Consider the following 12,196-nt stretch of genomic DNA (forward strand, 5'->3'; position numbering starts at 1 on the left):
CTGTATCGGATAAAGTGACGATCAATGATGCCCTACACCGAATTCAGGTTAAAATAAAGTGCTGATTGCTGTATCTCCTAATTTGCCGGACAACACGCAGGCACGCCGGATACCCTTCTCAACCGCCCGGTCTACACCTCGGCATATATGCCCGCGATTGAGGCACAAGCAAAATCCGTCTTGTTTGGCGACCTCTCCTATTATTGGGTGGCCGACAGGCAGGGCCGCTCGTTCAAGCGCCTCGGCGAGCTTTACGCGCCTACCGGGCAGGTTGGATTCCTCGGCACGCAGCGCGTGGACGGTAAGCTGGTACTCCCGGAGGCCGTCAAGGTTCTACAGCAAAAGGCTTAATGGAAGCCGGAAAGGATGGTGGCGGTAATGTCGCTTGTAACTGAGCTATTGCCAAAGGTCAAGGCAAATCTGATTTTGACCCATGCCGAGGACGACGCGCTTTTGCAGGGCTGCATTACCGCCGCCGTCGCTTATTCTGAGGCTTTCCAGAAAAAACCGAGTGGTTACTATATGGAACATGAACTGCCTGCAACCACCGAGCAGGCGGTTATTATGCTTTCCTCGTTTTTCTATGAATCGCGGGACGGCGGTACCGGTGGACATTTCTCCAACAGCGTCGCGGCTAGCCAGCAATCGTGGACTACCATCAACAACCTTTTGCGGTTGGAGCGGGATTGGCAGGTGTAGCGTATGGGTGTTTCTCAAATGGATGTGTTTATCCAAGTCATAGCCCGCGAACCGGTCAAGGACGCAGAGGGTTTCGGCACACAGCAGGATATTGTTCTGTTTTCGGGCCGGGCGTATAAATCGGTCACGGAAGGCGGTAGCGAGCGATGGCGCAATGAGGCGGTATTTTCGGAAGAATTGACCTCCTTCCGTCTCCGGTGCGTACCCGGCCTCAAAATTACGACGGAGCATTTCATTGTTGACGAGGACGGGCGGTACAACATCACCAAGGTGGACAATGTGTCGGGCCGTGGCATGTATGTCAATCTCACCGCTTCCCTCATTCAACCGGCAAAGGGGTGATTTTATGGCAAAATGCGCTGTGAAAATGCCGGATGACTTCCTCATGAAGCTATCCCGGCTCGGAAATAAGACGGATGAAATCATAGAGCGGGCATTGGAGGCCGGGGCCGATGTGGTGCTGCCGAAAATCAAAAGTAATCTTCAAGCGGCGGTTGGCAGCGGCACCAAGTACCCCTCCCGCGCCACCGGAGAGCTCGTCGCTTCGCTGGGTGCCTCCCCGGTAAAGCGCGACCGGCAGGAAAATCACAACATCAAGATAGGCTTTAGCGAGCCCCGGCGCACACAACGCGCCGCCAAAGGCAAGCGGAGCTATCACACGGCCACAAATGCCATGGTTGCCAATGTTCTGGAATACGGTCGCCAAGGCCAGCCGCCTAAACCTTTCCTGCGTCCGGCCCGCTCCGCTACCCGAAAAGCCTGTATTGAGGCCATGCAGCGGACATTGGAACAGGAGGTCGATGGCGTATGAGCCTGTTGGAAGAACTGAATATCCTCTTGGAGCCTTTGGGAACGCCGGTGGAAACCAGCGTTTTTACTGCTGCGGCCCCGGAGACGTATATCGTCATTACGCCCATAAGCGACATTTTTGAAATGTACGCCGACAACCAGCCCTATTTCGAGACGCAGGAGGCGCAGCTTTCTCTGTTTTCCAAGGGCAGCTATACAGCTTTGAAAAACCGGCTCGTGAAGGCCCTGCTGGGTGCGGACTTCACCATTACCGACCGGCGTTATATCGGGTTTGAGGAATCCGCCGGTTATCACCATTACGCCATTGACGTGGCGCGCAACTACGAATTGAAGGAGGACGAATAGATGGCAACTATCGGACTGGATAGGCTGTATTATGCCGCCATCACCGAGGACGAGAGCGGCGACGAGACTTACGGCACGCCGAAACAGCTCGCTAAGGCGATTAGCGCGGAATTGTCGGTGGAGCTCGCCGAGGCGACCCTTTATGCCGACGACGGCGCGGCCTATATCATCAAAGAATTTCAATCCGGCACCCTGTCCCTCGGCATTGACGACATAGGCACCGAGGCCGCGCAGATGCTGACCGGCTCCACCATTGATGAAAACAAGGTGCTCATTTCCGCCAGTGAGGACGGCGGCGACCCTGTAGCTATTGGCTTTCGCGCCAAAAAGGCCAACGGGAAGTATCGCTATTTCTGGCTGTATAAGGTCAAGTTTGGTATACCCGCCACCAATCTTGCGACCAAAGGCGACAGCATTACTTTTTCCACGCCCACTATAGAAGGCACCGTAACGCGGCGCAGTAAGTTGGATACCCGAGGCAACCACCCTTGGAAGGCCGAGGTCAACGAGGACGATACCGGCGTGGCCGCTTCTACTATCACCGGCTGGTATAACGAAGTTTACGAGCCTGCCTTTGGTACGGGCGGCGAATAGGAGGTCAAATGATGGAACAGGAACGCAGCGCGAAAATCACGGTCGGCGGTGTGGCCTATGAAATGGTGCTCACCACGCGAGCCACAAAGGAAATCGCCAAACGCTACGGCGGGCTGGAAAATCTCGGCGAAAAGTTGATGAGGGCTGAAAATTTTGAAATGGCTCTGGACGAGGTGATCTGGCTCATTGCCCTGCTGGCAAACCAGAGCATACAAATCCACAATTTTCAGCACCCGGACGATAAGCGGGAGTTGCTCACCGAGGAGGTGCTGGAACTGCTCACAACCCCTATGGAACTGGCGGAATATAAGGACGCCATCATGGAGGCCATGTATCGGGGTACCAAGCGCGAGGTGGTTAGCGAGGACAAGGAAACAAAAAACGTGGAGGCCGGATAAGTGTCGAGGAGACATTTGTCCGGCTCCTTTATTACGGCACCGTCCATTTGAACCGCACCTCCGAGGAAACATGGCTGCTTCCCTTGGGCGAATTGCTGGATTTATGGGAGTGCCACAAGCAATTTCTCGGGCTGTCAAAACCCAAGCGGGAGTTGTTTATTGACGACATTATTCCGCACGGTATCTAAGGAGGTGAGAGTGCTTGGCAGATAATTTTGGGCTGAAAATCGGCGTCGAGGGCGAAAAGGAATTTAAGGCCGCGTTGAAAGACATCAACGCGGCCTTTAAGGTTCTCGGCTCAGAAATGAACTTGGTTAGCTCCATGTTCGACAAGAACGACAAGTCGGTGCAGGCGCTCTCTGCCCGCAATGCCGTTTTGAATAAGGAAATTGACGCGCAGAAGGACAAAATCACCCTTTTGCGGGACGCCCTCTCCAACGCCACCGAGAGCTTCGGCGAAAATGACCGCCGCACGCAAGCGTGGGCAACCCAGCTTAATAATGCGCAGGCCGAGCTCAATGTTTTGGAGCGGGAACTGGAAAACAACAACGATGCCCTGCGTAAAAATGCCGACGGTATGGATGATTCCGCCGAAGCTGCCGACGAGCTCGCCGACAGCGCGGACGATATGGGCGACGAACTAAAAGATGCCGGTGATGTTGCCGAAAAATCCGGGGGTAAATTTGAGAAATTAGGCGGCGTATTGAAGGGTATCGGCGCGGCTATGGGCGCTGTGGCAGTCGCCGCAGGGGCCGCCGCCATCAAACTCGGCAAGGAAGTCATAGCGGCATACGCCGATTACGAGCAACTGGTCGGCGGCGTGGACACGCTCTTTGGTGAGGCGTCGCAGGCTGTGCAGGGCTATGCCGAAAATGCCTTCAAGACCGCAGGAATGTCCGCTAACGAGTACATGGAAACCGTCACGGGTTTTTCCGCAAGTCTTATCCAGTCCCTCGGTGGCGATACGACTAAGGCCGCACAGGTTGCGGACATGGCGATTACGGATATGGCCGACAACGCCAACAAAATGGGTACAGACATAGCGTCCATACAAAATGCCTATCAGGGTTTTGCCAAACAAAACTACACCATGCTCGACAACCTCAAGCTGGGCTATGGCGGTACAAAGTCTGAAATGGAGCGGCTCTTGGCTGACGCCGAGAAAATCTCCGGCATTAAGTACGACCTGTCGTCGTTTTCGGACTTGACCGAGGCAATCCACGTCATTCAGACGGAAATGGGCATAACCGGAACAACCGCCATGGAAGCCACCGAGACAATAAGCGGCTCTATGGCGGGTATGCAGTCGGCTATCGGAAACCTGATGGCCGGGCTTGGAAACGCCAACGCGGACATTGGACTTTTGATTGGCAATGTGGTTGAGGCGTTCCAGAACGTCGTGAAAAACATCGTGCCTGTCATCGAGAATATCGTAAAGGCTCTGCCGCCCGCCCTTGATGGGATACTAAAGGCAATCGGCGACCTGCTTCCGTCTCTGCTTTCCACCGTCACGGAACTGTTCACGCAGATGCTGACAACGATTTTAACCCTTTTGCCGGAGCTCATACCGGCGGCTGTTGCGGCGCTCATGACTATCGTGGGGGCATTGATTGACAATTTACCCTTGCTCATTGATGCGGCTGTTCAACTGGTGACGGCGCTCGTGAGTGGTATAGGCTTGGCTTTGCCCCAGCTTATTCCCGCCGCCATTTCCGCCGTTATCCAGATTGTCCAAGGCTTGATTGATAACGTCCCCCTGTTGATAGATGCGGCCCTACAGCTTGTTATGGGGCTTGCGGACGGATTGCTCGCGGCAATCCCTGTCCTAATCGCGGCGCTGCCGCAGATTATCGGGAGCCTGATTACGGCGTTGCTGGATTCCATTCCCTTGATTATCCAAGCGGGTATTGACCTGTTGACCTCGCTCGTGACCGCGCTTCCGGAGATTATCGACGCGGTGGTCGCGGTGATTCCGCAGATTATCAGCAGCGTGATTGACGCCATTATCAACAGTATTCCGCAGCTTATCCAAGCGGGTATTGACCTGCTTATTGCGCTGGTTCGTGACTTGCCCCGCATTATCACAACCATTGTGGCGGCCATCCCGCAGATAATTTCCGCGCTTATCAACGCCTTAACATCGAACCTGCCGAAGCTCGTTGAAATGGGCCTCACCCTGATTGTGCAGCTTGCCGTGGGTCTTGTGAAAGCCATACCGGAGCTTGTAAAGGCCATACCGCAGATTATCGCCGCCATTCTCCAAGGGCTCGGCAAAGCGGTCGGTTCGGTGGTGGATATAGGTAAAAACATCGTCACCGGCCTTTGGAGCGGTATTAAATCCATGATTACATGGATTACCGACAAGGTGAAAAACTTCGTCGGCGGTATCGTAAGCGGCGTCAAGGGTTTGCTGGGTATCAAATCCCCGTCCACCGTCTTTGCCGGTATCGGCGCGAATATGGGCGAGGGCATCGGCGTGGGCTTCCAGCGTGCCATGGACAGTGTGTCCGATGATATACAAAGCGCCATCCCGACCGCTCTTGACGTGGATAGCAATGTCAATGTAAACGGCTCCGCTGGCTTTGCTTCCATGGGCGGTGGCCCGCTGGTGATGGTGCAGCAGATGATTGTCCGCTCCGAGGACGACATACGGCGTATCAGCCAAGAACTCTATAATCTCATGCAGACCGGCTCGCGGGCGCAGGGTCGCTTTAGTACGGCGTAAAGGAGGTGCCGCGCTTGGGCTTTTTATTCGGCGGCGTATCGTCGCAATCTATGAAAATACGGGCAAGGCTCACCAATTGGGTGGTATCTCCCGCGCGCCGCAACGCCTATGAAACCGTGCCGGGCAAGCCGGGCGTGGCGGACTTTGGCTCGGACAGCGCCGAGCGCATTATCACCATACGCTGCGGCGTCATGCCCCAGCGGAACTTTGCCGCTTTGGTATCCGTGCTCGACGGCGTGGCCGAATGGCTCAACCCGGAGGATGGCGTCAAGCAGCTAATGCTTGACGATGTTCCCGACCGGTATTATAAGGCCCGGCTTACCGAGGCGGTGGATTGCGAAAGGCTCCTGCGTACAGCGGGGGCCTTCGATTTGCAGTTTATCTGTCCCGACCCTTTCGCCTATGCTCTATCAGATGAAGCGGCGGCCTTTGGCAGTACCGGCTCGCACACCTTCACCCGAAACACAGGAAATACCACCTCGGAGCCGGTATATTCCATGTGGGGGGACATTGCCTCCGGCTCCGGGCGGCATATCAAAATCACGACCAACGGCGAGGAACTCTATATCGTCGGCCCGCTCTCCGCAGGTGAAACGCTGGTGGTGGATACCGGGCTGGTGACAGCCAAGGTGATAGATTCAACCGGAGAAACGCTGCGGAACGGGCTGGCAAATATGCGGGAGCTCAATTTCCCCGTTCTGCACCAAGGCGGCAACGAGATTGTGATTGAAACAGAAAACGCTTCGTTTACGGAGCTTGAAATAAAGGCGAACAGCCGGTGGAGGTGAACCCATGGCGATAAAATCTATATTGACGGCGCAGGAAGATTTCACCGGCGAGTATGCCCCTACCGAAAAGACCGGGGCGCTGTGGCGTTTCAATGAGGACGCGCCTGACAGCAGCACCGCCCTTGCCGATTCCTCCGGGCATAATCGCAGGCTCACCGTTTCCGGCTGGTCGGGTACGACGGCAAGCCTTCCACTCAGCCGGTATGGCCGTTATTTCCGTATGAATATAAGCAATCCGGCCACCGAGCGCACCTATTTGACCGCGAGTAATGACGGCTCGTTTTTTACTAATCTCGGTAAGCGCCTGGTGATCGGCGGCTGGATTAACCCCACGACCTATAGCATAGGCAACACCTATTGCCCGCTTGTAAGCACGCGAAACGGCCCCGGCCAGCCCTTGTTCTACCTTTCCTTATTTAATGGGCGGTACCGGGTCATGCTGTACAATTCGTCGGGTTCGCTTATTCATGACCGCTCCGAGCCAACCATGCAGATACCCTTTGTTAATGGAGGCTGGTATTTTATCGCCACCATTATAGATATAGAAGCAAGTACGGTGCAGAGTTTCATCGGCAACCGGGCCGACGGCGTGACATGGAAGACGAGTGTGGAGACTTTTACCGGCATCCTCAACCCCGCCTGTACCGCCAACATTGTGTTCGGCATGTTGCAAACGACATACTGGTACGCGGGCGGCCTTGACGATTGGTTCTTTGAAACGGATTCGGCGCTCACCATGGACGATTTGGAGCGCCATTTCCTGAACGCGCAGATGGCGAACGGCGCGAGCAGCAGCGCCAATGTGGACGCATGGACGGAGCCCGGCGTCGTTACCCTCAAAGCTACAAGCGGCGTTTATCCCGCCAGCGGCGAGCTTTATACCCGCGCGGTGGAATGCAATCTGGCCGGTACCGGGCGGGTGGCCGTTACCAGCGAATATACGGCAGGTGTAACCAGCATTACCTCGGTGGAAACCAGCACCAGCGACGATATGTTGAACTGGACGGCATGGCAGCTTGTGGATACCAGCGGCGCTTTGCAATCGCCCAACAATGAGTATATCCGCTTTCGGGTAACGCTCGCCACCACCGATACCTCGCGCACGCCGAGGCTCATTGAGATACAGTTGCACGACATACCCATAGCTGTGTACCAGCGGCTGGGCTTTGCCCGGCCTATTGTGCTGGATACGAGCGGCGCTTGGGAGGCGGTCTTGGAGAACGCCTATGATATTCTCGTGACCGACGAGATAAACGGCTCAGATACTTTGGAATTTAAGCTCCCGTTCCGTGACCCCAAGCGGTCGTACCTCGATAACGAAAAGCAGGTGCAGGTTGCCGGGGATATTTACCGCATACGCACCTTGACCGACGATAAGGGCAGCGACGGCAGGGTGGTTACGCAGGTATATGCGGAGGCCGCTTTCTATGACCTCTCCTTCAGCGTGGAAAAGGAACCGCAGGAATACAATGCGGAAACAGCGGAGGCTCCCATGAGCTACGCCCTGCTGGGTACCGGCTGGTCGCTGGGGACAATTACCGTCGCCACGCGGCGCACATGGACGTGCTCGGAAACGAGCGCGCTTGCTATCCTGCGGGCTGCTGCCGATATTCACGGCGGCGACCTTATATTCGATTCGGCTAACCGGGAGGTTAGCCTTTTGACATTTAGCGGCAAGGACAGCGGCGCTTTGTTTTCCTACCGCAAGAACATGAAAAGCATTAAGCGGGTCGTGGATACCCGCAGCCTTGTAACCCGCCTGTATGCGATTGGCAAGGACGGAATAACCTTTGCCTCCATCAATGACGGAAAGCCGTATGTGGAGGACTATACCTACAGCGCCGACCTGCGGATTTCAACGCTGGATTTATCGTCGTTCACAAACCCGTATCAAATGCTGGAATTTACGCAAATGCGCCTCGCCGAGTACGCCAAGCCCCGCGTTTCCTATGTGCTCTCCGCCATGGACTTGTCGGTGCTGACCGGATACGAGCATGAGGCGTGGGATTTGGGCGATACGGTTCTGGTGCAAGACAAGGAACTAAACCTTACCATACGAACCCGCGTTATCCGGCGCGAGTATAACTTGCAGGAGCCATGGAAAACCGTCATTGAGCTATCCACCAAGCTCCGGGAGCTCGGCGATTCTACTGCGGCTTGGGACAAGGCGGCGGATATGCTCTCGCAAGTGGATGTGCTCGACCGGCGCGAAATCAAAGATATGGTACCCTTCAATCACATGCTCAACAGCCGGGCCGACAATAGTCTGGCCTACTGGCTCAATTCGGGCTTTGAGGTGGATACGGAAAACGGGGTCAGCGGTACCGCCTGCTTCAAAGCCGTGGGCGTATCCGATATGACAAAAAGCCTCTCGCAAACGATTTATCCCGCGAATAGGAGCAGCTATACCTTTTCCGCTCAGATTGCCAGCGAGGACTTGGAAAAAGGCCCGAACGGGCAGGTCGGTATTCAGGTGATATTTGAGTACGAGGACGGCAGTACCGAAACCCGGTTTATCGACCTCTTTTAAGAAAGGCGGTGCCTATGGCGTATTTTCAGCAGATTGCAAATGACCTGTCGCCGAAGGGCTTCGGGCGGATCAGGGCCATTACCATACGGCTTTGTGTCATTGATTGCACCGGCGTTGTGTATATCACCGACATGATGATACAGGGCGGCGCGGTGGCTACCGGCTGGGTAGGCCATCCTTCGGAGATACAATGGACGATGGACGGGTGATTGTATGGAGTTTACGCGATTCTCGGAAACAGTGATACCCAAAGGCGAAAACCGGGTGGTGAGCATTTCGGTCGCGCCCATGATAAGCGATTGCACCGGCACCATCTACTTCACCGATTTGCAGCTACAGGAGGGCGATTGGCAGACCGGCCATGTTACCCATACCAGCCGGTTCCTGCAAAAATACCGGAAGGACGGCCAAATTCAGCCACCCCGGCATTTCAACGGTATTGTCCGGGGCGGCGATACCGTCGTGATAGCCAACAACAGCATTACTCCCAGCGGCAGTACCGTTGTGATAGATAAATCCCCGCAGGTAAGCGCCGGGTTGGATTGCTATATCTACCCGGTGCGAGATATGGCGGCGGGCAGTATTGCCCTTGGCACTGGCATGGGCCAAGGGGCGCACAGCGTCCGTTTCCTTGCCTCCGCTCTCGCCGGTGATGAATTGGCCCTGCTGGCCAGACGCCGCGAATGTCTGCGCAACGGCTCCGCTACTGGAAAACAGGGCTTTTATCAATATGTCGCCTATGGCGACAGCAAGCATGTTGTGGAATTGGAGGAGTACAAATCCGCCCGCCTCCTCTTTGTATTTCAGCAGACGCAGGAAGGAGGCGAGCGGTTTTAATGGATTTGCTCAAAGGCAAACGGAACATGGTGTGGGCTTACATGGGGAATACCCGAATGTATGAGGTGCTGCGGGATTACGGCGACCGCCTCAATACGGTGGGGATTTTTACGTTTGAAGTGGATTCCACCGGCACATTATCTGAAACCGGCACCAGTATTGCCACCATGATGACCTATATTAACCGCTGGCCGCATGTCCGGTGGCTGCTTACCATTATGAACCATGGCACCGCTTCCATTTTCACCGCGTTACGCAATAATGAAGGCGGAGCCAAGACCAAGTTTTTAAGTGAGATTGTGCGCATTATGCAGAAATACCCTTGGTGCGCCGGGGTCGATATTGACCTTGAACGGGGCGGCGGCTATGAAAACAAAGACTCTGCCAACGCCTTGTTCCGGGACATATACTCGACGGTCAAAAACTATAACCCGGCGAAGCTGGTAAACATCTGCCTGCCGGGTATGACCGGCGTGGAAGGGAGCGTCGGCGGCGAGAATTGGTGCGTATACGCCGACCTCAACCCATATTGCGATACCGCCGCCATTATGTCTTACGGCATGTCGTGGGCGGGCTCCGCGCCCGGCCCGGTATCGCCTCGCAGTTGGCTGGAGGGTGTTTACAACTATGCGGTTGCGGTCATGGCGCCGGATAAGGTGTTTATGGGCCTGCCCGGTTACGGCTGGAACTGGCGCATACATGACACGCCGGAAAACATGGGCGTAACGTACCGGGGAACCTCCAACACCTATTACGCAGCGCAATTCTGGCTAAACGGCTCGTATAACTTTACCAATGATGGGCAGCCGCAGCCGTTCATTCCCATCATTGCCTATTGGGACGATGTGGACATGGTGCCGTGGGCGATGCCGCATGTGTATGATTTCATGGACGGCTGGACAATGGCCGAGTCCGCGCGGGGCGCGTTGACAAGGGAAACTTACAACCGCAGGCGCTATCTGACCTGTTATGGCAAGGAGCAAAACTCTGTCTTTGGCACGATTTACGTTGACCGGAACGGCGTGCCGGACAGCTATTCGGGCATTGTAACCGTGACCGAGAACATGGCGGTACTTGGCGAGGGCGGCGAAGCCACCTATAACTTTACAGTAAGCCAAAGCGGCACCTACGACGTGGCGGTACGCCTTTGTTATCCGTTTTGGGATAGAAATGCGCTCGGCGTTTCCTTGGACGGCTCCACAAAGATGTTTCAGGAATCGCGCTTATGGTGGCCCTATTGGCGGAAAATCTGCTGGCTTTCCCTTTCCTCGGGAGTTTATCTCTCGGCAGGCTCCCACACCATACGCATAAGCGGCGGCGTGCCGGGGGTTCAGTTTTACGGCTTCCGGGTATGCAGCAGTTTTTCAGAATCCACATGGCCCGGCGAAGCGGTCTATACACTGGCCCCGCGCCAGTTTATCGACGTGAACGGCAATCCGGCGCAGCCCGACCGGGGATTTAAGATCACCTTTGAAATGCTCCGGCGCAAGCCGGACAGCGCCTTAATATGGTATGAGGATTTCCGGGATTCCCCGCCTTTGCCCTCGACCTATTGGCGTACCCTGTCGGGTTCATGGGCAGTATGGCAAGACCCGGAGAGCACGGCAAACCGGCCCTATTCTCAATTGGAAGGCTCCGGGCAATTGGCGTGGCAATACGAGGGGTTTGCCGACGTGCATTTGCGCGCGCAGATCGCCTTCCCCTCGAACGGCTCAGGCCGGGCCGGGGTATTCGTTGGCAACATATTTGCTTGCTTAAATATAGATACTCAGCGGGTGGAGCTATACCAAGGCAGTACCCTGCTGGGCAGCTATGCCACCAGCTTTTCCCGGACACCCGACGCTGTTATCCGCAGCAACCCCTCCATGTATACCATTGAAATGAGGAAGCGCGGCAATCGCGTCCGGGTATATAGCGGTGCGAGCAATACGCTCCGTTTCACGGCCACCGTATCGGGGGCAGGGGGTTTCGCCGGTATCCGCTCCGACGGGCCTATCAAATGCCAGCTTTTGCGGCTCGGCGACGCATGGACGTATGAACCATACGAACGCTTTGACGTTGTGTACCCGGACGGCTCCGGGGCTTCCTTTGGGCGGATTGCCCGCACCGGCGTAACGTGGGACGAGGAATTTCAGGTATTCACGGTTACGTCGGATGTGGACGAAAGCGCCACTCGCTCCGAGGAAATCTCTCTGGACTATGAGTTTTTTCATAGCAAGCTGCTGCCCCTGCAATGTGGCCATGATTACCGGGTTAGAATCAGGCCGAGGGATATAAATGTCTGGACTGTGCGCCTCCTGCTCGGCGATGCGGACGGGTTCAGTATTCTCTACTATTCGGACGCGGACTCCCTCATTTATTGGGCCAACGAGGCGGCCTACCGCTGGAAGCTCCGGGGCTTTGCCCTCTGGTCGCTGGGCCAGGAAGATATGCGGCTGTGGGAGGCGCTCCCCCGGCAGATATAGACCTC

The 12,196-nt window shown here is 55.6% G+C and carries 12 protein-coding genes and 1 pseudogene; all 13 read left to right on the forward strand.

The features are described from left to right. Positions 1–96: 96 nt before the first annotated feature. Positions 97–351, forward strand: a pseudogene (locus HNQ56_RS08020) (phage major capsid protein); the annotation flags it as partial. A gap of 48 nt (positions 352–399) precedes the next feature. Beyond that, positions 400–699 (forward strand): head-tail connector protein, encoded by a 300-nt coding sequence (locus HNQ56_RS08025; protein WP_429144477.1) that lies wholly within the window; start codon positions 400–402, stop codon positions 697–699. A gap of 3 nt (positions 700–702) precedes the next feature. Continuing rightward, entirely contained in the window at positions 703–1,041 is a 339-nt protein-coding gene (locus tag HNQ56_RS08030) for a phage head completion protein (RefSeq protein WP_429144479.1), read from the forward strand. A 4-nt stretch (positions 1,042–1,045) separates the two neighbouring features. Further along, a complete protein-coding gene (locus tag HNQ56_RS08035; protein WP_429144481.1) occupies positions 1,046–1,510 on the forward strand; it encodes an HK97-gp10 family putative phage morphogenesis protein in 465 nt (154 codons plus the stop codon). Further along, on the forward strand, positions 1,507–1,854 hold the full coding sequence (locus HNQ56_RS08040) for a hypothetical protein (protein WP_429144482.1): 348 nt from the start codon (positions 1,507–1,509) through the stop codon (positions 1,852–1,854). The genes HNQ56_RS08035 and HNQ56_RS08040 overlap by 4 nt, the downstream gene beginning before the upstream one ends. Further along, positions 1,855–2,448: a major tail protein gene (locus HNQ56_RS08045; protein WP_429144483.1), complete on the forward strand. Its 594-nt coding sequence runs from the start codon at positions 1,855–1,857 to the stop codon at positions 2,446–2,448. A gap of 8 nt (positions 2,449–2,456) precedes the next feature. Then, positions 2,457–2,846, forward strand: coding sequence for a hypothetical protein (locus tag HNQ56_RS08050; RefSeq protein WP_429144484.1), 390 nt, complete (start codon positions 2,457–2,459; stop codon positions 2,844–2,846). 202 nt (positions 2,847–3,048) lie between these two features. Then, positions 3,049–5,571, forward strand: a complete 2,523-nt coding sequence (locus HNQ56_RS08055; protein ID WP_429144486.1) for a phage tail protein — start codon at positions 3,049–3,051, stop codon at positions 5,569–5,571. Between the two features lie 5 nt (positions 5,572–5,576). Then, positions 5,577–6,359: a distal tail protein Dit gene (locus tag HNQ56_RS08060; protein WP_429144488.1), complete on the forward strand. Its 783-nt coding sequence runs from the start codon at positions 5,577–5,579 to the stop codon at positions 6,357–6,359. Positions 6,360–6,363: 4 nt separating this feature from the next. Beyond that, complete coding sequence (locus HNQ56_RS08065) at positions 6,364–8,889, forward strand: phage tail spike protein (RefSeq protein WP_429144490.1); 2,526 nt, start codon at positions 6,364–6,366, stop codon at positions 8,887–8,889. Between the two features lie 14 nt (positions 8,890–8,903). After that, positions 8,904–9,098, forward strand: coding sequence for a hypothetical protein (locus HNQ56_RS08070; protein ID WP_429144491.1), 195 nt, complete (start codon positions 8,904–8,906; stop codon positions 9,096–9,098). A gap of 58 nt (positions 9,099–9,156) precedes the next feature. After that, positions 9,157–9,726 (forward strand): hypothetical protein, encoded by a 570-nt coding sequence (locus HNQ56_RS08075; protein ID WP_429144492.1) that lies wholly within the window; start codon positions 9,157–9,159, stop codon positions 9,724–9,726. Next, complete coding sequence (locus HNQ56_RS08080) at positions 9,726–12,191, forward strand: glycosyl hydrolase family 18 protein (RefSeq protein WP_429144494.1); 2,466 nt, start codon at positions 9,726–9,728, stop codon at positions 12,189–12,191. The genes HNQ56_RS08075 and HNQ56_RS08080 overlap by 1 nt, the downstream gene beginning before the upstream one ends. Positions 12,192–12,196: the final 5 nt, after the last annotated feature.

Source organism: Anaerotaenia torta (assembly GCF_050433395.1).
GTDB lineage: Bacteria > Bacillota > Clostridia > Lachnospirales > Lachnospiraceae > Mobilitalea > Mobilitalea torta.

Coding starts and splice junctions, on each gene's coding strand:
- HNQ56_RS08030 (WP_429144479.1), top strand. CDS start 703: ATGGGTGTTTCTCAAATGGATGTGTTTATCCAAGTCATAGCCCGCGAA.
- HNQ56_RS08035 (WP_429144481.1), top strand. CDS start 1,046: ATGGCAAAATGCGCTGTGAAAATGCCGGATGACTTCCTCATGAAGCTA.
- HNQ56_RS08040 (WP_429144482.1), top strand. CDS start 1,507: ATGAGCCTGTTGGAAGAACTGAATATCCTCTTGGAGCCTTTGGGAACG.
- HNQ56_RS08045 (WP_429144483.1), top strand. CDS start 1,855: ATGGCAACTATCGGACTGGATAGGCTGTATTATGCCGCCATCACCGAG.
- HNQ56_RS08050 (WP_429144484.1), top strand. CDS start 2,457: ATGATGGAACAGGAACGCAGCGCGAAAATCACGGTCGGCGGTGTGGCC.
- HNQ56_RS08065 (WP_429144490.1), top strand. CDS start 6,364: ATGGCGATAAAATCTATATTGACGGCGCAGGAAGATTTCACCGGCGAG.
- HNQ56_RS08070 (WP_429144491.1), top strand. CDS start 8,904: ATGGCGTATTTTCAGCAGATTGCAAATGACCTGTCGCCGAAGGGCTTC.
- HNQ56_RS08080 (WP_429144494.1), top strand. CDS start 9,726: ATGGATTTGCTCAAAGGCAAACGGAACATGGTGTGGGCTTACATGGGG.